We start from the raw sequence: 26423 nt of genomic DNA, 5'->3' as shown, positions 1-26423 counted from the left end.
CGGTGGCTTTTTTTGCTGTATAAGAAACGCTGAATAAGCGTGTCGCGCTAAGTTCTAATTGCTCGGCGTTTGGCCGTCTTGCGCCAAGTAACCGAACCGTCCTGCGTGATCGCTTCGCGCTAAGTGGCCATACCACACTGGATGCCCGCTTCGCACTAAGTGACCATGCCGCACTGCATGATTGCCTCGCACTAAGTGACTAAACCGCACTGCATGCCCGCCTCGCACCAAGTAATCAAACCTCACTGCATGCCCGCTTCGCACTAAGTGACCATACCGCGCTGCATGCCCGCCTTGCGCCAAGTAACCAAACCTCACCGCCTCGCGCCACGGCCCCTCGCTCCCAGTTCTATGTTGCACTTTGTACAGCATAGAACTGCTTAAAACCCCATTACCCCGATCTTCATTGCACAAAGTACAATAAATTCAATCAAAATAGCGTGAAAACCGCTCTACTCAGCCTTTTATGGTGTAATTTGTACAACGTAGAAGCCGGCAGTGGCCAATTTGAGGCCTCTAAGTTGCACAAAGTGCAGCATAGAGAAGGCAGTGGCCATTGTTTGTGTGTGTCTGTGCCGCGCAAATTTGCTGCGCACTACCCTGGCAAACGCGCTCGTCCTAAAGAGACGACGAAGTCGTATATCTTTACGTTCGTTGGCAGAGTAACTGGAATTTTTACAGTTAAACATGGTGCGGAGCAGGGTTTTGATGAATTATCGGGAGTATGTGCAGCTATTTCAGTCGATTCGTCCCATTTCAGACGTAACCTAAGGAATTAGCAGGATAATTTCCATCTACTGGATCGAATATAGCAGAAATGAACAATTTAGCAGCATTTTTCCCGATAACAACTAAAAACAAATAAAAACAAATTAAATACACAAAATTAAACTAGATTTAACATAATGATGACAAACACAGTGTAAGATGTCCATATAGAAACAACCAAATCCAACTAGAGGTGAACATATGCCAACCAAACAAGAGCATCAAGCATTCATGAAGACGGAAGGCGATATAAATTTAACGGAAGCAAGGAGTGAATGGTGGACAGCTCAAATTGATGAGGCAGCACGAACTTATTTGCAAGAGGATGAGGATGTCTTTTTGCACCAAACGTTATCTACACCTTGTCTGAATGTCCTTTCCTCCTGTGAAGGGATTTATGTAGAAGATAGCCAAGGACGCAGAATCATGGATTTCCATGGCAATAACGTGCATCAGCTTGGTTTTGGCCATCCTGCTGTTATTGAAGCTGTGAAACAGCAGTTGGACCAGTTATCCTTCTGTACGAGAAGATATACGAATTTGCCTGCCATTGAGCTTGCTAATAAATTAGTTGCTTTAACAGAAGGAGCCCTGCAAAGAGTTCTCTTCGCGCCAGGAGCGACATCCGCCATCGGTATGGCGCTTAAGCTTGCACGCGCAGTTACCGGTAAATACAAAACATTATCGATGTGGGGAGCGTTTCACGGAGCCTCGCTGGATGCGATATCCGTAGGCGGAGAAGGGGCGTTCCGCCGTGGCTTAGGTCCGCTGCTTCCCGGCGCTGAGCATGTGATCCCTTTTAACTCGTACCGTTGTGTGTTTGGGTGTCAGGATGAAGCGCACTCCTTATGTTTGAAGCCTATTGAGTATGTGCTTGAACAAGATGGAGAGATTGGTGCCGTAGTCATCGAAACCATTCGAAATACGGATGTGCAAATTCCACCTGTCGCTTATTATAAAAAGCTTAGAGAACTCTGCGATCGCTATGGCGCTTTGTTGATTGTCGATGAGACGGCAACGGCTTTTGGCCGAACGGGGAAAATGTTCGCTTACCAGCATTACGGGATTGAACCCGACATGATGGTGCTGGGGAAAGGTTTAGGCGGCGGTGTATTCCCGATGGCAGCTTTACTCGTGAAGGAAGAGTTGAACAAAGCACAGCAAATGTCGATCGGGCATTATACGCATGAAAAATCGCCGGTAGGAGCTGCTGCCGGGCTGGCAACCATCCGAGTCATCGAGGAAGAGAACTTGCTGGAGCATGCGGGCCGTATGGCCGATCTCATGGCGCAACGTTTGAAAAGCATGATGGAGACGTATCCGCTTATTGGAGATATCCGTCAAATCGGTTTACTTGTTGCTGTTGAGCTCGTAACCGATCGTGTGAGTAAGGAACCTGCCGTACAAGAGGCCGAGCGCGTCATGTATAGCTGCTTGGGAAGAGGGCTTAATTTCAAAGTGTCCAAGGGGAATGTTCTGACGCTTTCACCCCCTTTGATCATTACGGAAGATCAGCTCAATGAAGCCCTGGATATTCTGGAAAAGAGCATTGCCGAACTCGCATAAGTTCATCTTCATCTACATCAAGCATAGCGACTTATCGCTATGCTTTTTTGCACGTCCCTTTCATGAATAAATCTAATTGCTTTGGCAGGGGGGGAAATCATATAATTTGCTTGAAAGAACAACAACTTGGTATGGATGAGCTCAGGGGAGGCAGTAATGGTAACAAATAACAGACTGAACGTCCCTCTTCATAGATATTGGCAAGAGCAGCAAGGAGAAATGTCTGGTTTTCTGTCCCTCGCAGAAGGTATTACGGAAGCGGTTATGGTCTTGCATAACGCAGACAAGGTCCATCGCCGCTTGAGTCCGGAAACGATTTTAATTGAAGCTAACGATAGAAACCCTATGATAATCACTCTGAACAGTGAAATGTTGGAAACATCCTGGGCCTATCGTGCGCCGGAACAGTCGGGTCGACTAAAGCGGGGCACGGATGCACGCACGGATTTATATGCCCTAGGGATGATATGCTACGAGCTTCTGTTGGGAGAGCTTCCGTATCAAGCGGATGAGCCGACGGAATGGATTTATGCTCATTTGGCGAAACGCGCCCCACATCCGAGTGAGGTTAATCACCGCATACCTCAGCAGATCGGCGACATCATCATCAAGCTGATGGCCAAAGCACCTGAGGAGCGGTATCAGAGTGCCTATGGTCTTTTATATGATATTAAAAGATGTAGAAGTGAATGGGAACAAAATGGCGTTATCGGAGCTTTTGCACTGGGAAGCAAGGACTTTGCAGGCCATTTGCGAATGCCAATTTTTCTAAGCGGACGTGAAGCGGAAATGGCGGCTTTGACTGACGCTTATGCTGACAGTTTGAATGGGAAGACGGCGTTTGCTGTCGTTAGCGGAGGCGCAGGCGTCGGGAAGACGACACTTATTCGTGAATGGTACAGATCGCAGCAGCAAGAGAGAGGTTATTTTATTTCGGGAAAAGCGGATCCACTCATTAGGGAGGTCCCTTATGCACCACTGATTCAAGCCTTTCAAGAACTCATTCATCGGCTCCTTTCAGGGAGTGCGGAACAATTATTACGGTGGAAAGACAAGCTGACTGCGGCACTTGGTAATCATGCAGGCATTTTGGCAGAGATTATTCCGAACATGCACCTGATTATCGGCGAGCAGCCGGATGCTGAGATATTGCCATGGATGGAGTCTAGAAACCGGCTTCATTTTGCTTTTCAAGTGATGATTCGTACGTTTGCTGGAAAAAGATCACCTTTTATTTTGTTTCTTGATGATGCGCATTGGGCGGATGCAGCCACTATGGATTTTATTCGCAGTATTTCAGAAAGTCGGGATCTAGGTTATTTCTTATGTATACTCGCTTATCGTGACAAAGACATGCAGCCTCGACATTGGTTGAATGATCATCGGGCGGCATTTGACCATCGGCGGATTGTGCTTTCTTCCTTAACGTTACTGGAAACAGAGCTTTTTCTGTGCCAAACGTTACATTTGGAAGAGTCAAGGGGGCGGTCGCTGGCTGAAGCGATTTTCCAGAAGACGGCCGGCAATCCCCTTTATATGAAGCAATTCATACAGACTCTCTATGCCCAAAAATGGCTGCGTTTCGATACGCGTACGGAAACTTGGCTGTGGGATGCAGACGAAATCCACAAGCAGGATTCGCTTGACGATGTTTGGGACTTAATGCTGGACAAGCTCCCCAATCAAGCGGGATCTGTGCTGCGCATGGCCGCGTGTATTGGCCATTCGTTTGATTTGCACACGCTGGCTGCTATTTGCCTGCAATCTCCCGAACAAGTCATGGAACAATTGGAGCCTGCGCTGACGGAAGGATTAGTTCTTCCTGTCAGAGAACGTGAAAGGTGGCATGGACTGAACAGGACTGCGGATGCCTCGTTACTGGAATCGACAGATCCGAATATGTGGTTCGTATTTATTCACGATACGATTAGGCAGACTGCCTATGATGCCGTAACGGCCGAAGAGAAAGAGAAGATTCACGCGGGAATTGGTCGGTATCAATGGGGATTTCAATTGAATGACAAGCCGGATGACCTCATGTATACGACGTTAAATCATTTCATGCTTGGGCAAAATCAATTGACGGACCGTGAGGAAAAACGACTTGTCGCCGAAATGGCGCTACAGGCAAGCCGTAAAGCTAGAAAGTCGGCAGCATACTTGTCGGCAGCGACGTATCTTGCCTTCGGTACAGGGCTTCTGACCGACACGGATTGGGAGGAGCATCATGCGTTAACTTATGACCTGTATATGGAACGCATGCAAGCTGAGGTGTTATGCGGTCACTTGGAAACAGGGGAGCTGTTGTTCGAGCAGCTCGTGTCCCACTCGCATACTCGTTTGGAGGAGCTGCGGACTTACGCGGTGAAACTGGAGCTTGATATCAATCGCGGGAATGCCAGAGAGGCTTTCCATGCTGGTGTGCAGCTGCTGGGCAAGTTGGGCATTGAGCTTCCCAAACAGGTTGGAGCTGCTCGGCGCCAAAAGGAACTGAGCCAAACGCGCAGATTGCTGCACGAAGGCATCCCGAAAAAGCTGGATGCTGAGCGCAGCGAGGAAACGTCGCCGCTCCAATTGGCTATCCTGCAGCTGCTGCCGCTTGTGGCGCGAGCTTCCTCTTTTGTGGATATGAATTTATTCGTCGTGATGATTTGCCGAAGCATACGTTTGATGCTTGAACACCATGCGGCGTACCGATTTCCGGAAATCATTGCGATTTTTGCCTCGTATATTTCCAGTGAGGAAGGGAAGCACAAGGAAGGATGCGAGCTTTCGGAAGCAGCACTGCACCTAGGTGATGCTGCTCATTCGCCATTGAAGGCGAAGCTTTCGTTTATTTATGCGTTATCTCACTTCTGGCGCATGAGCGCTCAGGAAACGTGGCCGTTATTTAAAGAAGCTCATCGGCTAAGTCTCGCGAGCGGCGATATGTATTATGCCGGTTTTTCGCTTCGCGGCATGAAGTTCAGCTTGTTTTTCGGTGGACATCTGGAAGAACTGTACGAATTTTGCCAAGTCCAAGGTGGCGCTTTTCATAAAAAAGATCCTTTCCTCATGAAATCGTTCACGTTATATCAGCAGTTTGCCAAATGTCTAAAGGGAGAGACGGCAGGTCGTCTAACGCTGAGTGATGACGCGTTTGATGAGGTTTCTTTTCTTCATTCGATGAGTCCTGCAGAGACCCGTATAGGACTTGTGTTTGAATATTACATTTGCAAAATTCAACTGCTGTACCTCTTCGGCCGCTATCAAGAAGCTGCAGAGCTTTGGGAACAGACAGAGCACAGCGAGCGATACTACAAGTATCATTCGCATTTGCCCGAGGGCATGTTGTACGGCTTTTTAGCCATGTCCAGTGTGTATTGTGACCAATCGGCGAAGCAACAGGAGTTGGCGGACGGAAAGATTCGAAGTATGCTGGGGCAAATGCGAAAGTGGTCCGAGTTAGGGCCAAGTCACTTCCTGCCTAAGTTATTACTGATGAAGGGAGAAGCAGCCCGTCTGAAAGGGCGATGGGAGCAAGCTTTAACCTGTTACGATGAGGCGATAGACGCGGCGCGTGAGAATGGATATACCCATCTGGAAGCCATTTCATGCGAACTTGCCGGTAAATTACTTTTAGCCATGGGTAAAAAGAAGTTTGCCAAAACATACCTATTGGATGCGTATCATGGTTTTAAGGTATGGGGGGCTATCGAGAAGTGCTTGCAGCTTCGCGAGCAGTATTCCGATTTATTTGAAAGGTCGAGTGAGGAAGGCCGAGTATGGGAGCAAGATTTGAAGCTCACTCGCGCGTCCGCTCAAACGGACTACAAGGATGCGAACGAGGAACCTTCTGTGGAAGTGGAGCGGGATATGTTCAAGAAAGCGGCAGCCCGACTGACACAAGCGTACGGTTTCGAACAGCTGCTTGGTCATTATTTAGTGACGCTTATGGAAAATGCCGGAGCGGCCAAAGGGTTCTGGATCGTTAATAAAGCCGGCGATTTGTGGATCGAAGCCGAGCATGACATTAATCGAAACATTTCCAAGAGCGGCCACTCCGCTTCGCTAGAAAGCTGTTTTGATTTACCGATTTCAGTGATCCGTTTCGTAGCTAGAACCAAGCAGCCGCTTATCCTGGAGGATGCGCATCTGGACGACTTATTCGCTTGGGATCCGTATATTCGCAGTGTTCGTCCGCGTTCAATGATTTGTTTGCCCGTTCAGCAGCTGGACCGATTAGCCGGAATCGTTTATTTGGAAAATGAAGCGGTGACCGGGGCGCAAGCCAGCCAACGTTTGGAGCTGATGCAGATGATGTCTGCCCAACTAGCAGTGCTAAATCGCTTTGCAAGTGAGGGTACCATTGTGAAAACGGAGCCGCTTGTTATGGATACAGGAAAGCCGAAGCTTGACGCCAGTCTGCTCACCCAGTCGCTGACCGAACGTGAGAAGGATGTCATGCAGCTCATGGTGAAAGGCTTATCGAATCCAGAGATTGCGCAAAGACTTGAGCTGGCCGTAGGCACAGTCAAAAACATCACGTTGTCCATCTACGGCAAACTACAAGTAAACCGTCGCACACAGGCGGTTGCCAAGGCGAAAGATTGGAATATTTGGGAGTAACAAAATGTCGGTAACTATAAATGAGCTAGGCAGATTCTTATCTGCTTAGCTTATTTTGTTTTCCAGGGAGTTCTAGTGTGCGTTAGGACTTTTCTCATGTTTTATTTCGGGAAAATGACCTTTGGTACTATCGATATTTGTCGAAATTCGCGTAGAATGTGGGGGTTCCAAATAAGCAGGTTTGATCAAAAGGAGGCTTTATGAGAAAAATTTGGGGGCTCTTCACAAGTATGGTGCTATTGGCAGGTGTCGTCCTACCATTTCCGATAACGGTAAGGGCAGCAACCTTAGCGCCTGCTGGGGCTGTCAAGCAGCCTACAGCTGTCACGATTAGTTCAATCGGGGCCACGGTTTCTCCGGTAAACGGCAAATATTTTTTTACAGCAGGACAGACGATCAAGATGAATGTTCCCTTCGAATCGTCGAACCCCTCTGTGAAATGTGATATGGAATCAACGATTCCCATTTCCATGAACGGTACGCAAGACTGGATTCGTTTGTATAATGCCGTGTTTGAGGGATACTCCTCTCCGGTATATGCCAGAGGGATTACCGCGGATATGCCCTCGGGACTTGTCGATATTCAAAGAGGCCCGGACGGCTGCGGTCCTTCGGATGGTGTGAATATGCCTACGAATATTTGGAACGCAACCTCGAATGGGACGACTTATTTTACGGACGGCACGTCCTTGAATAATGTGGCTTACTTTAAGAGCTTGGTCCAGACGCCCATCTATATCGACAATGCGCTGCCTACTATCACGTTCGGCAATCTGCCGGCAGATACGAACTATAAGAAAACATTAGGAATAACCGTAACCGCCAGTGACTTACCGCTGAACGAAAACGTTAAGCTTACTTATACGTGGACGCAAAACCAGACAGCACCTGCTGCGGCAGACATCAATACGGTTATCACGAGCGGTGCTGCAGCCGTAGATCCTGCAGCACCTGGCATTTATTTCCTTCACGCCAAAGCGGTGGACGTTGTAGGACATGAAGTGATCCAAACCAAAGGCCCCTTTTATTTGGATAACACAGTTCCAACGCTCACTTTCGGCAAACAATCGGATGCCACTTATAAAAAAAGTCATGGTGTGACAGTTACGACCGCAGATACACCGTCAACAGCTAACACGAGTCTCTTCTACGTGTGGTCACAGAGCGCAACGCCACCGGCGGCAGCAGGTATTTCAGGGAGTCTCATTAACGGGGCTGCCCCCATTGATCCGACAGGGACAGGTGCATATTATTTGCATGCAAAAGCGGTCGACCTAGCAGCGAATACGATCATTCAAACAGCGGGACCTTTTAATTACGATAACCAAGCGCCAACCATTGGCATGAATCCGACATCGGGAACAGCCAAGACGAGCCATACACTAACCTATACGGTTGCAGATCCACATTCCGGTATGAAACAAGTCAGCTACGAATGGTTTAAAGACGGGGTTTCTTATTCAACCGGGACGGGGAGCATCAGCGGCGGTACGCTCAACGTACCGAATAGTGTGGAAGGAAGCTACAAGCTGAAGCTAACGGCTACGGACAATTTGAATAACGTGGGCACATTGGAAAGTTCCAATTTTATCATTGACAAGACAGCACCGAGCGTTACATTTACGGCGCAGGGCAATAGCGCGCCAGGCACTGCCCGCCAAGTAGGCGTTACGTTACTGGATGCGAAAGGTACGTTAGGGCAGGCCTTTTACTTATGGGGAACGAGTGTAACGACGCCTGCAGCGAATGATCCCGGTTGGCAGATGTTTTTTGATGGAACCGGCAACAAAACAACTTCAACGACAACGCTCTCTTCTCCCACAGGCGCTAACGGTACGCAATATTTGCATATTAAGACAACAGACAGTGCAGGGAACATTGGATATGCGAAGACAACGCAGGGCTTTGTTCTCGACAATACGAAACCTACAGTAACGTTTACGCTTCCTAGCACGGCAGCCTACAGTAAGACACTGTCGACGGATTTGAATTTGACGGATAACATGACAACAAATCTAGCTAATTTTGTGATTAAATATGCGGTAACAACACAAGCAACGACAGATGGGAACGATTCGGCATGGGCGACGTCAACGATTAGGACCCTTTCCATAACGAATCAAACCGGCATTTTTTACATTCATACCAAGGTTTATGATGAAGCAGGCAACTGGACGCTGGTAACCGGTGGGCCCTATAAGCTGGATAATGAAATGCCAACAGGTGCTATAAGCATCCCGAAAAAGTTTACGAACATTACGACAGTGCCCGTCCAGCTGAGTGCCACGGACTTACAAGGCACGGTAGATAAGATGAGATTCGCGGTGGATAGCGGTATATGGGGGAGTTGGGAGACGTTTACGACTGACAAAACGATCACGATCCCTGCCACACAAGGCAAGCGAACGATAGCGGTTCAGTTTATGGATTCGGCGGGAAACATCTCAACGACATATTCGGATACGGTAACTTTTGATACGACGAAACCTGTATTGACGAATATTACTTATAGCACAACCGCATGGACGAATCAGCCTGTATCTGCGACATTGTCAGCCACCGATAATGCGACACCATCCGCTGACATAACGGTAGATGGACTTACAGGGTTGACCTATATCTTTCAGACCAATGGCACCTATACGTTCAATTTCCGAGATAAGGCAGGCAACGTGAACACGGCTATAGCGACCGTAACTTGGATCGATAAGACCAAACCGGTCATCACGTTAAGCACCAATGGATCATCTCAGCAGAAAACTGTGAGCACGATTGTTTATGCTACGGATTCAGGGGCTCCACAGAGTGAACTGACGTATGCACATGCCTGGTCGACGTCCAATATGGCGGAGCCAACAACGTGGACGCCGTTAGGCGCAGATCATAAAGCGGATAAAAATGAAGTGACCGGTACTTGGTATTTATGGGCGAAAGTAACCGATAAAGCGGGGAATGTGACGACATTTTGCAGTAATCCGTTTCTGCTCGATAACACAAGTCCGGTAGGTACGATATCTTACAAACCTGCCGGCTTGACCGCCAATAATGTGACGGCGACGCTCACCACCAACGAGCCTGTCGTCGTAACGAATACGGAGCTTGGCAAAAAAGAGCATGTATTTACAGATAATGGACAGTTCCAGTTTGAATTTAAGGATGCAGCGGGGAATGTTGGGGTCGCTATGGCCAATGTCGAATGGATTGATCGCAGCTTGCCATCCTCAGATGTCACGCTCACGCCGAGCGATTGGACGAACGGACCTGTCCGCGTCACGATCGATGCGTCAGGAAGTCCTGAGCGTGAATTAATGGATTTGACGATCACGGGTGAAGCGCAAGTCATCAGTCAGACGGTAACGAAGGTTGTTTATGAATTTACGACGAACGGATCCCTCCACTATAAAGTGCGTAATGTGAGTACAGGCATCGTAAGCAATGATGAGGTCTATGTTGACAAAATCGATCAGCAGCCGCCAACAGGGGAGTTGGTCTACACCACGGAAAGGCCGACGAATCAGGATGTTACCGTTACGCTGATTACGTATGATGACAATAACGGGATAGTTACGATTCTCAATAATGGCGGAAGCCCTTGGTATACCTTTACAGAGAACGGGCAATTCACATTTGATTACGAAGATGAGGCAGGCAACATCGGCCATCGGACAGCGGCGGTGAGCTGGATCGATAAGGAGGCGCCTCAGGCAGAGCTCAGTTTCAGCAGATCGACTTGGACCAAAGATAATGTCGATGTAGAAATATCCTTCACGGATCAATCTCCAGTGACCGTAACGAACAATGGGGGCAGCAAGCGGTATACGTTTACAGACAATGGTACGTTCTTGTTTGAATATCGTGATGCTGCTGGCAATGAAGGACAGACGGTCGCTTCTGTTACCTATATCGATCGAGAAGCTCCTGAGGCCATTGTTACCTACAGCCATATAGGGTGGACGAATCAAGATGTCGTGGCAACGTTGACCGCTACAGATAACTCGGGCGTACCTGTACAGATTCTTAGTACGGGGAACAACACGCATACGTTTACGCAAAATGGGTCCTTTACTTTTATGTTCCAAGACGTTGCTGGAAATCAGCGTGAGTTGGTCGCCACCGTTGATCGGATCGACAAGACACCGCCTGTCGTCTCCATTCAATATTCGGAAACGACAAAGACGAGATCTGATGTGCGGGCAACCGTTCTAGCGAATGAGCCCATCACCGTGATCGGCAATAATGGCAGCACGGCTTATGATTTTACAAGCAATGGGACCTATTCATTCGTCGTTGTAGATCGGGCCGGCAATCAAGCTTTCGTTCAGGCGACGGTCAACTATATCGATCGAACACCTCCTACACCACGATTATCTTACAGTACGACAGCAGCAACAAAGGAAGATGTCATCGTAACGGTAGATGCGGATGAGCCGTTCTATGTATTGAACAATAACCGTGCGAAGCAGGTTGTGTTTAAGGATAACGGTACGTTCACCTTCTATTTGCAGGACGTTGTAGGAAATTTAACGGAGATTCAAGCTACGGTAAATAACATTAATAAGACAAAGGCAAAAGTGACCTATACCTATAGTGAAACAGCACCAACGATAAATAATGTGAATGTAACGATAACATCCGATCAAGCACTTACATTCACAGGTATGAGTGGAAATGTAGTCACTTTTACGAGCAATGGCACACGTTGGATTGACGCTGTAGATATGCTGGGGAATAAATATGCGTTACGTATCGATGTAAACAATATTGATCGCGAAGCACCGAAGTTTACCTTTATCGGCGGCGAGCCATTGCTGCTTGAAGTGGGAGCCGTGGTGAAACCACTGGCAGACGTCACAGCGACAGATTATGTGGACGGCGATATGACAGCCAAGATCAGCGTAACTCAAAATACGATCAATTCCCAAGTACCTGGTGAATATTCGGTCGTGTATAAAGTGAAGGATCGTGCAGGCAACGAAGCGGTAGTGACCCGGAAGGCGGTTGTCATCGCACCGACGGAGTTCACCGTTTACGTCAATTCCGTGAAAGTGCAGGATACCGATGTGGTTGTGTACGGCGATGCGATTCAACTTTCGTTGTTCGGCATTCAAGGAGCGAGCTCTGTGAAATGGGCGAGAGGGCCGAAGAGCATCGGAGATTTCAAGGCAAATGCCAGTCTGCTAACAAATGGTATTTTACCTATAACGGAATATGGCTATTACACTTTACTCATTCAAAATCAAGAACGTCAGTTGAAGCTCATTCGTGTGTATATTTTACCAAGACAAGCTTCTTAGGAGTGTGAGCAATGATAAAGGATCGATTTCAGATAGGCAAAAAAATAGCGCTCATTGGAGCTGCGTTTGTCCTGCTCTTTCCGATCGGAAGCGGGTTGGCGTTGGCCGCACAAGAGGAGATGACACCTCTTACAGTTTCCAATACATTCATGGAAGTAAGTGTGAATAAAGAGACCGGAAGGTTCAGTGTCAATACAAAGCAAGGCTCCCCGTTAAAGAGCGGCGACGATAACAAGGCGCTGCTCTTTAAGGAAAAACTGCCGGAGACTTCTTTTACGACGTTTCGCATTAATGGGAAAGATTATATTTTCGGCAACGGGTATGGCTTCCTAGGATCGAATGGAAGCTTTACCTCCTCCCCGGCAAATCAGGGATTGACGAATAAGTCGGTATGGAACATCGAAGGTCTGGACATCACGCAGACGCTAACACTCGTCGACGATCCGACGAATCCTAACGCAGGTAATATGAAAGTTTCGTATCAAGTGAAAAATAAAACCAACCAAAATCAGAGTGTTGGCTCTCGGATTTTGCTGGATACGATGCTGGGGCCGCAAGACGCTTCCCCCATTTCGGTAGCTGGCGGGAATACGTACATTTCCAATGAGAAGGTTATCACGGGACAGCTCCCTTATTATTGGAGTGCGACGGACAATCCAATTAATCCAAAGGTCATGTCATACGGATTTATGCAAGGCTGGGGAAACAAAGCGCCGAATCAGATGATTATTGCTCATTGGAATGGCATTTCCCAAACTAAATGGGACTACACGGTGAATCCGCTGCTCGATTTTACGAACAAGCAGAACGCTTACGGTTCAGCTGATAGTGCAGTCGCGCTTTATTGGGACCCGGCTAACATTGCCCCGGGTAGTGAGGCTGTATTCGAGACGTACTATGGCTTGGGCAGCTTTTTCACATCAAAGAAAGAAGCTACTTACCGGTTGCAAGTTGGTGCGCCTAAGCAGTTGACGCTTAACGATGATCGTAACGGCTACAAGGAAAATGAGTTTGATATACGCGTTGATATTGATAATGCCATTGACCGTTCAGTGAATATGGAAGGCGTGCAGGTCACACTCGGCTTGCCCGATGAGTTGGAGCTCACACCCGGACAGGGAATAACGAAAATTGTAGGCAATATGAAGGTCGGCGAGACACAATCCGTTACATGGCGCGTAAAACCTAAAGTGCAGCTAGCGTATAAAGCAGCGCAATTTCAAGTCATCGCTCAAGCGGCAGGCGGAGAAGAAAGCATTCAAGCTTCTTATGTTGTTCTTCCTGCCTTGACGGGGGAAATCCCCAGCATGCAGCTGATGGAGGTTTTCCCGAGAAAACTGTACACGCTCGATGAGAAACCTGCTCTAACGCTGCAAGGAGCAGGGTTTGAGATTTTGAAAGGATCGTCAGGTTGGAACCTTGATGTTATCCGGGATCGCGATGGAGCAAGTGTAGCGATTCCTGCCTCGGACGTATCTATTCAAGATGATAAGCAAATTACAGCTCGATTGAATTTAACCAGTGACCTGTGGAAGCAGCACAAGCTTGAAGTGGGATCCTACACGGTAAGATTGACGGCAGGCAGCAAAGTATTTGAGAAAAAAATCGAGTTTACGCTGGATAAAAGCTTTAAATCGAAAGATTACGGTATTCTGCTGGTTGTTGGCGATAACATGACGCAAGAGGCGGGGCAAACCTACAGTTTGCTGCCTGTAAAGAGTGAGACCGAGCTAGCGAATTATAAAATGGAATTCGAACGCTCAGGCGGCCGCCAAGTCTCGCTGCTGGAAATCCGAGGTTCCATCCTGGCGAAAAACGGCGATGGCGGGAAAGTTGTTTATGAGATTGATAAAGGTTCGACGATCAACTCAGTCATTCACCACGATACAACAGAGATGTTAACCGCCATCTTCGGAGAGGCTTCGCAAAAGATAACCATTCAGAAGAGTGCCAAAGACAGTACGCATGATCAGGATTATATCAATTTGAAAGGGAATGGGGCTCTTTCGATCCCGAACTTCAAATTTGCCTATGGGCCTTTCAGCGTTGAGTTGGAAGACGGTAAAAAATATGCTCTGGAAGCAAAGGAAGACGAGCAAGAAGAGAAGATTGAAATCAAGTGGGACGTATTAAAAGGTTTATCTATTATTCAACGACTCGCTTGGTTTCAACTCAATATAAAAAATGCTGTCATTGGAACAGAGAGCGTCTCATTCGGTGGCCGGCTTGCCTTGGACTTCGAGCCTGGCCCTAAAAAAGACACGGGGAATGAGGGGGATTCAGGCAATCCGTCGAATCCACCGAATCCACCGAATCCACCGTCGAATCCGCCGACAGATATAACGGAGAATGTAGACGGAGAAGACGATGGGGCAGGGTCCGTGTTGGTCTCGGTCGATTTGGATGAGGCTAAGTTCGGTGTTCGGCAATATGACAATGCCTTTGGTCCGGCAGGAAAATTCGGGTTTCTGGGTTTACGAGCCGAAGGGGAAGCGGGGCTGCCGAAAAATCTAGTCCCGGGACTTGATTTGGGGGTAGACGGTGTTGTTCGGGTAGATACGTTCGAGAAGAAATATGAAATTGAAGCAAATGTGCAATTTAAAGTGGTCGAATTGAACGGAATGCTGACCATACGATTAACCGATACGAATTTTCCGATTATCGATAATTTCCGCTTCGTTGTAGGCGGGGAACCGGGTATTCCGCTGATTCCAATCGCTCCGGTTGCCTATATCACAAAAGGTGGAGGCGGAATTTATAATATCTACGATACGTTAATGGGCAATTATCAGTTTCTGCCTCCGCTTAAATTAGAAATGACTGGCGGCTTGAGCATCGCAAAAGTGTTTAAAGCGGATGATGCCACGGTAGGGCTATCGATGCGAGGTGTTGAGTTTTCCGGCGCATTCGAGGTGCTCGGGATACAGCTTTTGGAAGAAGTATATGGAAGCGTACTGCTCAAGGACTCCTTCTCGCAGTTTGGCGTTGAACTCAAGGCTGGGGCCAAAATTAATATCAAAAATTTGCTTACCGGCGAAGTCTACGTGGTTTTCCGTTACGATCCGGAGCAGCATGGCAAGCTCGGACCGGTTTATTTGGCAGGCGGCGGCAATTTGCAGGTGAAGCTTCCGAGAGGTTTGGTGCTTGCAGCGGCCGAAGGCGAAATTAGCTCGGAGAAAGTGGCAGGAAACGTAGAATTTATTGGTATTCCTTGGGGCTTCGAGTATGAATGGGGCGACAAAAAGCCGTCCATCACGTTGGGCAAGCGTAACTTAATGAGCAGCAGAAGCCTATTGGCTGGAGCGGAGTTACCAAGCAACGAACCAACGAATTCCGATCTGCCAGCTAAGAGTCTCATTGAACAGACGTATTATGATGAGTCAGGAAGTGTTTCTGGAACGATGAGCTTCGGAACGAACATGAAGCCCGTTGCCAGCTCAGGGCCAAGAAGTAATGTGCAGCAGCCAACGAGAAGATTGCTGAAAACTGCCAGTCCGAACGTTTACTCCATTCCGTTTTCTTCGGAGCAAGAGATGGCCTTACTGGACATTACGTACTCAGGGGATCCCACTGAGCTTCAAGTTACGGATCCAGCCGGCAATTCTTACCCGCTTGTCTCCGGTGAAAATTATGACATTCAGGAAATTTCGGCTGAAGAATCTGCTTCCGGAGAGCGTGAGCAAAGCGTTTTGATCTCGATGAAGCATCCCATGGCCGGCACCTGGCGAGTAACGACAGATCGTGAGCTGGAGTGGACACTTGAAAATGTTACCGTACCTCCAACATTCACCAATGTCGACGTTCAACAACCGGATGCCACGAAGCCGCAACAGATAACAGTTCATTGGCAAAGTGATCATACGACGAATGAAAAAGTTTCGTTATTCCTTAGCACCAACAATGAGAACGACCCTGGCAGTCTGCTTGTTCAAGATCTTGACGTTTCGGCCGGTTCTGCGCAAATCGTCTTGCCGGACTCGACGCCTAGCGGCACGTATTATGTGAAGGCAGTTTTGTCACAGGGCGAGACGAACGTAACCAGCAAATACAGCAGTCAACCCTTGCAAATGGTGAATCCGCATCAGCCGGCTTCTCCCAGTCAGGTTCAATTGACCCCAGCAGGCAATGGACTGTTCGAACTTTCCTGGAATGAGCAAGCGGTTGATGGATACACAGTACAAGTGCTGGACGAGAGTGGCAAAGCCATACCTAGCTTGGGTGTCATTGAACTGGCTGGCGAAGTTCACAAGGCTAGAATCGGTGGGACATTAAATAACGAAGCCGGTGAAAAAGTCGGTATGCTGCCGGGCTCCTCTTACAGAGTGTCCATCGGCGCTTACAAATTAGTTGACGGCATCAAAGTCTACAGCGAACCTGCGGTTACGGCTGCAGTCCTTTTACCGCAACCAGAGCCTGCCAATGTACAGCTGTCGGTGCTTCATGCCAATCATGAGCCCGTTACCAATACATTTTCGCAGGATGGTACGACAACCTATATCATGAAAGAAAACAATATGCTTTTGCATATGCATGCGAATCAGACGGTATCGTCCGATATCATTGTAAACAACGTGAAGCAAGAACCGCAATCAGGGGCTGATTGGGAACAATCCATTTCGTTAAATGAAGGGGAGAACGTCATCCAATTATTCTCGACGAATTCGCAAGGCGATATCACAGCTTCCAGCGTTCGTGTGATTTCGGATACGACTGCGCCTGATTTAAAAGTGGAAAGTACACGCACTGCATCTGACCAACAAACGGTAATCGTGAAAGGGATGGCAGAGCCAGGCAGTACGGTAACGATAAATGAGGAGCCAATTGACGTTCAAACGAGTGGTGCCTTTGAGAAATCGATACCTATGGAGGGCTACTTGTCCAAGCCTGTCGTTGTTACTGCGAAAGATATCGCAGGGAATGAAAACATGCTGAATGCCGAAGTTGTAAATAGTCAACTGAGTTCCTTAACCAAAGTGGAGCTGCGTGCGAAAGAGGGTCGGCTGGAAGATGGCGTTCTGCAGGTAGAAGCGGGCAGTGAACAGTCTTTGGAACTTATAGGGACAGACAAAGAAGGCAAATCGTTTAACATTGATCCTAGCAGTGTGAAGTGGAGCGTACTCTTAGGGGAAACGAACGGGAATATGTCGGAGCAAGGGCGTCTACAGGCTGAATATGAAGGAGATATGGTCATCAAAGCTTCCTATTCGGTCGCGGATGATTTTGCTTTTGAGGATACGATCGCTGTAAAAGTAACCAAACCGCGTGGAGCGCCGGAGACTCCTCCTGTTCAATACGATGATTGGTATGTGCCGCCAACGTCCGACACCCCTGAACATGACGCTGGCAGTGGCAGTGAGTCGACGGATTCAAAGGTAGAAGATACGCTCCAGAGAATTTTACAAAGGTTAATTGAGCAGGAGCAGGGCGTTGATTACATTACGTCCGCTATTCTTAAAGACAATCAGGAAAGTGTGGTTAAGATTCGCGATCGTGCCGTCATTCGCATACCGGCTCAGCCGCTTCAGGAAAGCGTAGGACTGGGCATCGGCGCCGTACGGACTCCGAAGAAATATGAGACAGGCCGGTTAAAAGTGATTGGCGAGATTTATGAGTTTAAGTTCGATAAACCGACGGTACTTCATAAGCCTGCAGAACTGACAGTTCGCTATAGTCTGGAAGAACTTCAGGATCCAAGTCGAGCAGCGATATACTGGTACAATGAACAGACGTATAAGTGGGAATATGTCGGTGGTCGCGTAGACCCGGCAGCAGGCACGATAACCGCTTCGTTACCGCATTTTAGTAAATATGCCTTAATGTATAACGGTGATCTGCCGGTGTTCGAGGATATGCCTCCAGCTCATTGGTCCCATGATATGGTGTACAGATTAGCTTCAATGGGAATCGTGAATGGCGTTCCTTCCGGTAATGGTTTAGCCTTTGAACCAGAGCGTTCCATTACGCGGCAAGAGTTTGCCAAAATAGCCGTTGGTGCCGAGGGCACAGCGTCCGTTTCAACCTTACACGAGATCTCACCTGAGTTCGTGGATCAAGAGCTTGTCGCTTCCTGGGCAAAGCCTTATGTCACAGCGGCCATTGAACAAGGATGGCTCGGAGGTACGACGAGAGATGAGAAACGATATCTGGACCCTACGGTACCGATATCCAGAGCGGAAGCCATTGCGATAATCGGCCGCATGATGAAGGTGGATACAGTTGCAGCGGGTGCAGAAAATTCCTTCACCGATACTGTAGCCATCCCTGGCTGGGCAATGCCATATGTGTCAATGCTTGTGAAGTTAGGCGTTATCAGTGGCTACCCGGACGGCTCGCTTCATCCGGAGGCACAGATTACTAGAGAAGAGGCCGCCGCTATGATTAGCAAAATGCTGGATGCCAAGAGAAGCAAATAAATAATTAGTAAAGACAACCCATGCGGTTGTCTTTTGCTTTGAGCAGATAGCGAAGAAATAAATATTGGCTCTATTCAAACTAAGATGTGGTAGTGTACCATGGAACTACACATTTTTCTTGTTGGGAAGTATAAATGGGGGCTAACATCGTGCTAAACAGTATTTGGATGAAAAGACGAAGCGTTATCTTAACCTGGCTATTTTCTTACGTTGCCATTTTGTTTCTGCCGATTCTAATTGGTGTGTTTGTATATCGTGAATCGAACGCGGCTCTGGAAGATGAAATTCATAGGGCATCAAGTGGCGATGGATTTTAAACTGTATAAAACGTTTTATCCTCAAATTACTGACTTCTATGTGTATTACTCATTGGGAGATACCGGCATCATGCCTGGGGTGGTACGAAGCGGCAAGGATGTGTATGAGCAAGTCCATAATAACCCTGATTTTTAGCTATCAGGACTGGCAATCCATGTTAACTTCGAGAAGGTAGTTTTCCGGTAAACGGTTGGAATGGCGATTAACCATCTCCAACTGTTATCGGTTATCACCAATAAAGTAATTTATTTTGTGAAGCGCACATTCGGATCTTGTCTTCTCAACATATGATGACAAGAATAGGGATATCATGAAAAGGATGTGAGAGCAGCATGAAAACTTATCCTCACCCCACAAGAAAGCACGGCCGCGTAAATGTTGGACAGAAAGGACGATTAGCATCGTCGTCAAAGATCGCCGCTCAAGCTGCAGCTAATCTAGGAACACCTGTATGCGTAGTACTCAAGGACGGTTCTGTCTATTATGGTGTTCTGAAAGAAGTGCAGGTTAGTCAAGTTATTCTTCAAGGATTTAAAGGCGACAAGAAGATTCCACGAAAAAAAGTTAGATCTAAAGCGCATATATCCAGTTTTGGTGGTTTAGGTAACATACTTGGGCTTCTTGGCGGCGGAGGACTTGGCGGTTTATTTGGAGGGGGTTCCTCAGGTGGTGGATTACTGGGAGGTCTTGGTCAAGGTGCTGCCAAAAGCGCAGGCGGGTCAGGCGGGTTGTTTAGCAACATAGGCAGCTTTATGAAACTTGGCATGGGTGCCATTTCATTTATTATGCCGTTAATGAAAGGTTTTTCGATCTAAACATATAGCAAGCCCAATGCCCGGGGATTTCCATCCACGGGCTATTTGGCCTTTCATCCTATTTGAAGTTTTAAATCGCTCCAACTACGGGATGGGGAACATACAATTCCTCCAATGACGTAATTTCATCAGGCGTTAACTTCATGGATAAAGCGCCTACGGCTTCTTCGAGCTGAATCACATTCGTAGCGCCGATAATAGGAGCCGAGACGGGCTCCTTCTGCAGCAGCCAAGCAAGCGCGATATGAATACGGGGAACACCGAGTTTTTCTGCTATGGCTGCTACACGTTCCACAATGAAGCGATCCGTATTCGCTGTTGCATCGTACTTCTTTTTTTGCATGTGATCGGTTTCGGAACGAAGCGTGGTAACCGATTCATCACGTACCAGTCTTCCTGAGGCAACTGGACTATATGGAATCACACCGATTTTTTCTGCCTTGCAAAGCGGCATCATCTCTCTCTCCTCTTCACGGTAGATGAGATTCATATGATTTTGCATCGACACAAACCGGGTCCATCCATTTTTCTCGGCTACATGCAGCGCCTTCAGAAATTGCCATGCGTACATGGCGGAAGCACCAATATATCTGGCCTTACCTGCCTTTACAACATCATGCAACGCTTCCATCGTTTCTTCAATGGGGGTATGGTAATCCCAACGGTGAATTTGATATAGATCAACATAATCCGTTCCTAGCCGCTTCAGACTTTTATCGATTTCACTCAAAATCGCCTTACGGGAAAGGCCGGCGCCGTTTGGACCCTGATGCATACGTCCATGCACTTTTGTCGCGAGGACAATTTCATCCCGATTGGCGTAATCCTTCAAAGCTCGTCCGATGATTTCTTCACTGGTTCCATCTGCATACACATTCGCTGTATCGAAAAAAGTGATGCCTAATTCAAGGGCTTTTTTTATAATAGGGCGACTGCGCTCCTCATCAAGTATCCAAGGATGATGCCACCGCTCTGCTGCACCAAAACTCATGCAGCCAAGGCTAAGCCGAGATATATCCAAGCCAGTATTTCCAAGTTTCACATATTCCATGTCATGTTTCGCTCCTTTATTTCAGCGGGATAACCATATTATGCAACAGATGAACAGGGGGGCGTTATCTCATTTATGCCGAATTATTGCCTAATCCTCTCCATGCACTTATGAACGGAATCAGCCTATGCCGCGGATGTTTTATTTGTCCAAAATAACACTTCCCAACGATACATATTTTTGTCTTCCTGTTTAATAATAAAGAACAAGAATTTAAGTTTGAAGCGAATAGGGAGAAAGATATGCCTAATGAAATAGAGGAATTAAACACGAAAGAGAGTCGAATGGAGTTCGATTACTGGCTGCATCAGGACGTTTTTTCGTTCCAGTGGTGGGTTATCGTCATTGCTAATCTGGTGGTTTTTGTGCTGCTGCTCATCTCTATGGATCGTAAAAGGACACTCAGCACCGTATTAGCCTTCATGACGGCATTTATTATTGTCGGGGCGGTCGATCAAGTCGGCAAGTTTTTCGACTTGTGGCGTTACCCGCATCAACTAATTCCATTTACTGAGAACTTAAATGCTGTCGACTTCTTTGTGGTTCCCTCTATTTTTGCCTATTTGTATCAGAGGTTTTCCAGCTGGAAATCATTTCTGATTGCTGGTGTAGTGGCCTCGCTAGTCATTTCGTTTATCGGTGAGCCCATCTTTGTGTCTCTTGGCATGTATCAACTTATGAGATGGTCCTATTGGGAGTCGTTTATCATATTGGTTCCTATTACAATTCTGGTGAAAGGATTCGTTGACCTGACTCAGAGCAACGTGCTCCATATTAACGTCGATCGGGAATTGGTCATCAATTTTAATCCAAGGAACAAGAAGAAAATAAGATGAATAGAGGGCTCCGTAGGACTGCTCTTTAACTGGAGATGAAATAATGACAAAGCAAGCAGACTGCATAAGCTCTTCAGAGCTCGGGACACTTTGGCTTACCTATCAGCAAAAGACACTCATTCTGCGGGTGTTGGATTACTTCATCGCGAAAACGGATGATCATGAAGCAAGAAATATTATGGGTGGCTTATGGCAGGATCTCGATCATTATGTGAATAAAATTATCAGATTGTTTGAAAATCAAGGCATTGTCGTACCTGTTGGTTTTACCAAAGGGGATGTCAATTTAGAGGCGCCGAAACTGTACGACAATGGATTTGATATCATGTTCCTCCGCATTTTGAAAGAAATAAGCATGGGCATGTATACCCTCAATTTAAATATGTCCTACCAAGGTGAGGTGATGGATATTTATGAGGGATTAACCGTCGTTACACAGAATATCTATAAAAGATCGACCGAATATTTGCTAAAAAAAGGGATTCTCACCACACCTCCCAAAGTGACAATGCCTATTGTCAATGAGTTTATTGAGAGCAAAGACTATTTAAGCGGATTCAATCTCTTTGGAGAAAAAAGGGCTTTAAATACAATCGAAGTCGGCATTCTGCATCATGGGATTGAGACAAACAATGTCGGGTTGCAACTCATTTCAGGCTTTGCCCAATGTGCGAATACCCCGGAAGTAAAGGAATATTTTGTGAAGGGTATGGAACTTGCAAAGAAACAAATTCATACTTTCGAAGAAATTCTCCTCCAAAGCAACATTCAGTTCTCGGCCACTTCCGGGAGTACCGTAACAACTTCTACAATGGCCCCGTTTTCAGAGAAACTCATGATGTTTTGCATTCACCTTCTTAATACGTTCGGCATGGTTAGCAGCAGTTTTGGCGCTATTTTCACGCTTCGAAATGATTTGAATTTAAAGGCAGGATTAATCGCCAAGGATATCTATGTCTATACTCACGATGGCATTAAGCTGATGATTAAACATGGTTGGTTGGAGGAACCGCCGCAAATGGAGGACCGCAAACAACTCATCAAGCAGTAAAAAAAATAAAGAAGAGACCCCTATGACAAAAGATGAACTTGAGAAAATTTTATGGAGCATCGCACTGCCAGGATTCCCTCAACTTTTGGATGGCAAGATTGCAAAAGGCGTTCTTTTCATTGGATTAGAAATATTAATCAATGTCCAATCCAATTTTAATACAGCTATCATGTTAAGTTTTCAAGGGAAAATGGAGAAAGCAGCTGAGCTGACCAATTATCAGTGGTTAATGTTTTATCCTTGTCTCTACTTTTTTGCTATGTGGGACGCTTATCGAGACGCGATTGGTGAGAAAAAGCCATTCATGTTCATGCCATTCGCTTTCTCTGCCTACTTGGTTACGGTCGGAGTGATGTATTCCACAACGTTCCGTATAAAAAATGTGCTGCTTGGCCCTATATGGCTTCCTATGATTTGCGCACCCATTGGTTTAGGTGTCGGGCTCATGTTGATGAAAGTAACGAAGCGATTTATACGATCCGAGGATCAGAATTAAGGAATAGTCCAGTGAAAAAGACCGGCTCATGGGTTTGAGGCGGTCTTTTGATTCCTGGATACTGCAGGATAGTTAAGTGGAAAAAGGCAGCGTTATTTCGATGAGAGTGCCTTTATTGACTTCACTTTCAACTTTGATTTTACCGGCGTGATTTTCTATGATTTTTTTGCTTACCATAAAGCCCAGGCCGGTTCCGTTTTCTTTGGTTGTATAAAAAGGTTGACCTAGCTTGGAGAGGGCTTCTTTGGGAATTCCACAGCCTTGGTCAGCTAGCCGAATCATCATCTCTTGATCATTATCACTGCTGACTTCAAGTGTTATTTTACCGCCGTCACGCATGGATTCAATGGAATTTTTGATGAAATTGATAAATACTTGCTTTAGCTGATTTTCATCGCAGTATAGATGCGTAGCCCCGGGCTTGAATTCAGCCAAAAATTCAACATTGTTCAGGATCGCTTGTGAATCCAAAAGCGTCATAACCTGGCTCAGCAACACCCGAATATCTTTTCTCTCAAATTTAATCGATTGCGGCTTCGCCAGTATTAAGAGTTCGCTAAGAATCAATTCGATCCGTTCGATTTCGGAAGTCATGATATCGAAATAGATGGGTTTTTCTCCAAACCCAGATTTCATCAATTGAATGAACCCTTTAATAGAGGTGATCGGATTCCTGATCTCATGGGCGATTCCAGCGGCTAACTGCCCGGCTACTGATAATTTCTCGGAATTTTGCAGATGTTCTTGGGCAATTTTCCACTCCGTAATATCCCTGAAGATGACGGACCAACCGATCTGTTTCCCTTTACCGTCAAGAATAGGCGAAGCGGTTAATAATACGTTCACCAGATTCCCATTTTTATGTAACCGCTTCGTATCTACACCATTTACGGACCGTCCGGTCAGCACTTGCTCACGGCTATGCTTGAACTCCTCTGAACATTCAGGAGGAATGAAGGGGAGGAGATGTAACTCAACGCCAATGACTTCTACCTTCGACCACCCGAAAATATGGACAAATGCTTCATTTACTCGTTGAACAAAACCTTCGTTATTAAAAATTAGAATGGCATCCGCATTATTTTCAATAAACGATTCCAGTTGCTCGGTTTTCGCTTTCAGATCCTCTTCGGCTAACTTTCTTTCCGTAATGTCCTAAATTTGCGTTATAAAATATAAGGGCTGTCCATTTTCGTCCCTCATGCAATTGATAGCCAATAGTACCCATACGGTGTAACCATTTTTGTGGATAAAACGTTTCTCCATTTGGAAGTTATCCATGTTGCCATCTAAAATTTGATCCCTTACATCCCACGTTTTGTCTGTATCATCCATTTGAATGATGTCTTGAATCGTCATGTCAAGAAAGTCTGATTCCGTATAACCAGTAATTCGGCATAAAGATGCATTCACTTGCAGCCATTTTCCTTGCGTTGAGAGTAAGGCTATGCCAATCGGGGAATATTTGAATACTTGAGAGAACAGTTCGGGCTGTGAAACATCCAAATTCTTTGCCATATATCCTCCTAAATCACGTAAGATCCATATTAAAAGAATTGGACAAAGAGCAGCGTTTTTCCTTTCAAAATAATGGCTATATTCCTGAACGAGAAAAGTTTCATTGCGCACAAAAAGCCCCTTACCCTGATGCTGATGGGAGCGAGGCTCTTCGTATATGTTTCAGCTGTTAACTTCGAATTCCCTTGTAAATAAACTCAATAACTTCTTTCTCAATCGGATAGTCGCCGACCTCTTTTTCTCCAATGATCACTTCGAGCATCCCCGTATTGGAGACCGAGATCATGCTCATGCATCCAAGGATAAAGCGCAAAGCATTCGATATGGATTCAAATTGAAAAATACCTTGATCCCGTCCATTCTCGAGAATGCTCTTTAATTTATTTGTAGAGTTTTGAATAAACGTAATGATTTTGTCCGCTCTTGTGCTATTCATAGCTAGTTCTTGTCTAACAATTAATGAAATTTCCCGATCTTGTTGATAAAAAGCCATCATAACCTCTAGATATTTCTGCAAATCTTGCTTGGGATCCCCGGTTTCGGCAGAAAAGGGCAGTTTCTCTAGCGGTTCAAGAATAGCCAGAAATACGTTTTCCTTGCCTCCGAAATGATACGAAACCAACGGCAATGATACACCAGCCTCGTCACAAATCTTTCTGACGCTCGTCCCTTCGTAACCTTGTTCGGAGAACAGCTTTTTGGCAGATATGATAATTTTTTGTTTCACATCGATTTCTTGTTTGTTCATATAGGAATCAACTGCACCTCCGTATAACAGTTGTTAGCAACACCTGTTCTAACGAATTTTATAGGAGAATATCACAATAGTCAAACGCCTGCGACTCCATATAAAGGAGTGCGGGTTATTTCATTTTTGGGGAATCGATTGTCGGAAAAATTTTCATTGACGGCTCTAATCCCGAGGTCATATAATAACGTCCATAGAGTTTAACGTTTGTTAAAAACAAATGTTAAAAACAAGTGTTAAAACGGAAAATAAGAAAGAGGAGAAAACATGAAACGAAAAATTATGTTGTATGTCATTTTAACCGTTATCGTTCTTGGCGGAGGCAGTATTGCCGGGTATTTCTGGTATGAAGGACAGAACTTCATCTCAACCGAGGATTCCCGACTGGCCGGCGACATCTATAAAGTGATGCCACGTATTACGGGGAAAGTGACGTCCCTGCAGATCGATGAAGGTGCGCATGTGCTTGCCGATCAGATTGTCGGACAACAGGATAGTAACAATTTGGCCACGAGCAGCTTGGATCAAGCGGCATTAAGAGCTCCGATAGAAGGCACGGTGATCAAGACTTTGATTAAAACCGGTGAAGTGGCGTCAGTCGGCCAGGCTGTAGCGATGATTGTAGACCCTACTAAGTTATTTGTGTCAGCCAATATAGAGGAAACTGCCATCAATAAGATTCATGAAGGACAGAAAGTTGAAATTAAATTGGATAATTTCCCAGGTAAGGTCTTAACAGGGAAGGTCAAAGAAATAAGCAAAGCCACCTCATCGACCTTCTCGTTGCTGCCTTCAACGAACACAAGCGGGAATTTCACGAAGGTCACTCAGCGTATTCCAATCAAAATATCGATTGAAGACAATCAAGGGCTTAACCTATTGCCGGGAATCAGCACAACCATCAAAATCCACTTGAAGAGCAATTAAACAAAGAGGAGCCA

Annotated in this window: 17 protein-coding genes; 12 read left to right on the top strand and 5 right to left on the bottom strand. The window is 46.4% G+C overall.

What is annotated here, in order from left to right; translation table 11 throughout:
• Positions 1-54 precede the first annotated feature (54 nt).
• Positions 55-372: a hypothetical protein gene (locus RQP52_RS12335; protein WP_315951793.1), complete on the bottom strand. Its 318-nt coding sequence runs from the start codon at positions 370-372 to the stop codon at positions 55-57.
• Between the two features lie 104 nt (positions 373-476).
• On the opposite strand from RQP52_RS12335, the gene RQP52_RS12330 reads away from it, so the two are divergent.
• From RQP52_RS12330 to RQP52_RS12295, 8 genes are all read left to right on the top strand, one after another.
• Complete coding sequence (locus tag RQP52_RS12330) at positions 477-779, top strand: hypothetical protein (protein ID WP_315951791.1); 303 nt, start codon at positions 477-479, stop codon at positions 777-779.
• A gap of 190 nt (positions 780-969) precedes the next feature.
• Positions 970-2334 (top strand): (R)-1-hydroxy-2-aminoethylphosphonate ammonia-lyase, encoded by a 1365-nt coding sequence (pbfA, locus tag RQP52_RS12325; RefSeq protein WP_315951789.1) that lies wholly within the window; start codon positions 970-972, stop codon positions 2332-2334.
• A gap of 135 nt (positions 2335-2469) precedes the next feature.
• Positions 2470-6942, top strand: a complete 4473-nt coding sequence (locus RQP52_RS12320) for an AAA family ATPase (protein ID WP_315952236.1) — start codon at positions 2470-2472, stop codon at positions 6940-6942.
• Between the two features lie 200 nt (positions 6943-7142).
• Positions 7143-12236 carry an Ig-like domain repeat protein gene (locus RQP52_RS12315; protein ID WP_315951788.1) on the top strand — a complete coding sequence of 1698 codons (5094 nt, stop codon included), beginning with the start codon at positions 7143-7145 and terminating at the stop codon, positions 12234-12236.
• A gap of 11 nt (positions 12237-12247) precedes the next feature.
• Positions 12248-18649, top strand: coding sequence for an S-layer homology domain-containing protein (locus RQP52_RS12310; RefSeq protein ID WP_315951787.1), 6402 nt, complete (start codon positions 12248-12250; stop codon positions 18647-18649).
• A gap of 149 nt (positions 18650-18798) precedes the next feature.
• Positions 18799-18966 (top strand): hypothetical protein, encoded by a 168-nt coding sequence (locus RQP52_RS12305; protein ID WP_315951786.1) that lies wholly within the window; start codon positions 18799-18801, stop codon positions 18964-18966.
• Positions 18956-19102 carry a hypothetical protein gene (locus RQP52_RS12300; protein ID WP_315951785.1) on the top strand — a complete coding sequence of 49 codons (147 nt, stop codon included), beginning with the start codon at positions 18956-18958 and terminating at the stop codon, positions 19100-19102. Before RQP52_RS12305 ends, RQP52_RS12300 begins: the two co-directional genes overlap by 11 nt.
• A 197-nt stretch (positions 19103-19299) precedes the next feature.
• Positions 19300-19782 carry a hypothetical protein gene (locus tag RQP52_RS12295; protein ID WP_315951784.1) on the top strand — a complete coding sequence of 161 codons (483 nt, stop codon included), beginning with the start codon at positions 19300-19302 and terminating at the stop codon, positions 19780-19782.
• A 70-nt stretch (positions 19783-19852) separates the two neighbouring features.
• Here RQP52_RS12295 and RQP52_RS12290 read toward each other — a convergent pair whose 3' ends face one another.
• The gene (locus tag RQP52_RS12290; protein WP_315951783.1) at positions 19853-20833 is read right to left on the bottom strand and encodes an aldo/keto reductase; all 981 of its coding nucleotides are present in this window, start codon (positions 20831-20833) and stop codon (positions 19853-19855) included.
• Between the two features lie 242 nt (positions 20834-21075).
• On the opposite strand from RQP52_RS12290, the gene RQP52_RS12285 reads away from it, so the two are divergent.
• The 3 genes from RQP52_RS12285 to RQP52_RS12275 are packed head-to-tail and all read left to right on the top strand — an operon-like array spanning position 21076 to position 23216.
• Positions 21076-21669 (top strand): CBO0543 family protein, encoded by a 594-nt coding sequence (locus tag RQP52_RS12285; RefSeq protein WP_315951782.1) that lies wholly within the window; start codon positions 21076-21078, stop codon positions 21667-21669.
• Positions 21670-21712: 43 nt separating this feature from the next.
• Positions 21713-22720: a DUF3231 family protein gene (locus RQP52_RS12280; RefSeq protein ID WP_315951781.1), complete on the top strand. Its 1008-nt coding sequence runs from the start codon at positions 21713-21715 to the stop codon at positions 22718-22720.
• 22 nt (positions 22721-22742) lie between these two features.
• Positions 22743-23216, top strand: coding sequence for a hypothetical protein (locus RQP52_RS12275; RefSeq protein WP_315951780.1), 474 nt, complete (start codon positions 22743-22745; stop codon positions 23214-23216).
• A gap of 72 nt (positions 23217-23288) precedes the next feature.
• Here RQP52_RS12275 and RQP52_RS12270 read toward each other — a convergent pair whose 3' ends face one another.
• The 3 genes from RQP52_RS12270 to RQP52_RS12260 all read right to left on the bottom strand — a co-directional run bounded on the left by RQP52_RS12270 (position 23289) and on the right by RQP52_RS12260 (position 25482).
• The gene (locus RQP52_RS12270; protein ID WP_315952235.1) at positions 23289-24338 is read right to left on the bottom strand and encodes an ATP-binding protein; all 1050 of its coding nucleotides are present in this window, start codon (positions 24336-24338) and stop codon (positions 23289-23291) included.
• Positions 24339-24371: 33 nt separating this feature from the next.
• Entirely contained in the window at positions 24372-24734 is a 363-nt protein-coding gene (locus RQP52_RS12265) for a PAS domain S-box protein (protein ID WP_315951779.1), read from the bottom strand.
• Positions 24735-24903: 169 nt separating this feature from the next.
• Positions 24904-25482 (bottom strand): TetR/AcrR family transcriptional regulator, encoded by a 579-nt coding sequence (locus RQP52_RS12260; RefSeq protein WP_315951778.1) that lies wholly within the window; start codon positions 25480-25482, stop codon positions 24904-24906.
• A gap of 267 nt (positions 25483-25749) precedes the next feature.
• Here RQP52_RS12260 and RQP52_RS12255 point away from each other — a divergent pair, with 267 nt between their 5' ends.
• Positions 25750-26409 (top strand): HlyD family efflux transporter periplasmic adaptor subunit, encoded by a 660-nt coding sequence (locus RQP52_RS12255; RefSeq protein ID WP_315951776.1) that lies wholly within the window; start codon positions 25750-25752, stop codon positions 26407-26409.
• The last annotated feature ends 14 nt before the right edge of the window (positions 26410-26423 follow it).

This window comes from Paenibacillus violae (genome assembly GCF_032461945.1).
In the GTDB taxonomy this organism is placed as follows: Bacteria; Bacillota; Bacilli; order Paenibacillales; family NBRC-103111; genus Paenibacillus_E; species Paenibacillus_E violae.
This window is presented reverse-complemented; position numbering and strand designations above follow the sequence as displayed.

What these genes read in the sequence shown, in the direction of transcription:
- RQP52_RS12335 (WP_315951793.1), bottom strand. Translation starts at nt 372, where the DNA reads ATGCTGTACAAAGTGCAACATAGAACTGGGAGCGAGGGGCCGTGGCGC.
- pbfA (WP_315951789.1), top strand. Translation starts at nt 970, where the DNA reads ATGCCAACCAAACAAGAGCATCAAGCATTCATGAAGACGGAAGGCGAT.
- RQP52_RS12320 (WP_315952236.1), top strand. Translation starts at nt 2,470, where the DNA reads ATGAGCTCAGGGGAGGCAGTAATGGTAACAAATAACAGACTGAACGTC.
- RQP52_RS12315 (WP_315951788.1), top strand. Translation starts at nt 7,143, where the DNA reads ATGAGAAAAATTTGGGGGCTCTTCACAAGTATGGTGCTATTGGCAGGT.
- RQP52_RS12310 (WP_315951787.1), top strand. Translation starts at nt 12,248, where the DNA reads ATGATAAAGGATCGATTTCAGATAGGCAAAAAAATAGCGCTCATTGGA.
- RQP52_RS12300 (WP_315951785.1), top strand. Translation starts at nt 18,956, where the DNA reads ATGGATTTTAAACTGTATAAAACGTTTTATCCTCAAATTACTGACTTC.
- RQP52_RS12295 (WP_315951784.1), top strand. Translation starts at nt 19,300, where the DNA reads ATGAAAACTTATCCTCACCCCACAAGAAAGCACGGCCGCGTAAATGTT.
- RQP52_RS12290 (WP_315951783.1), bottom strand. Translation starts at nt 20,833, where the DNA reads ATGGAATATGTGAAACTTGGAAATACTGGCTTGGATATATCTCGGCTT.
- RQP52_RS12285 (WP_315951782.1), top strand. Translation starts at nt 21,076, where the DNA reads ATGCCTAATGAAATAGAGGAATTAAACACGAAAGAGAGTCGAATGGAG.
- RQP52_RS12280 (WP_315951781.1), top strand. Translation starts at nt 21,713, where the DNA reads ATGACAAAGCAAGCAGACTGCATAAGCTCTTCAGAGCTCGGGACACTT.
- RQP52_RS12275 (WP_315951780.1), top strand. Translation starts at nt 22,743, where the DNA reads ATGACAAAAGATGAACTTGAGAAAATTTTATGGAGCATCGCACTGCCA.
- RQP52_RS12265 (WP_315951779.1), bottom strand. Translation starts at nt 24,734, where the DNA reads ATGGCAAAGAATTTGGATGTTTCACAGCCCGAACTGTTCTCTCAAGTA.
- RQP52_RS12260 (WP_315951778.1), bottom strand. Translation starts at nt 25,482, where the DNA reads ATGAACAAACAAGAAATCGATGTGAAACAAAAAATTATCATATCTGCC.
- RQP52_RS12255 (WP_315951776.1), top strand. Translation starts at nt 25,750, where the DNA reads ATGAAACGAAAAATTATGTTGTATGTCATTTTAACCGTTATCGTTCTT.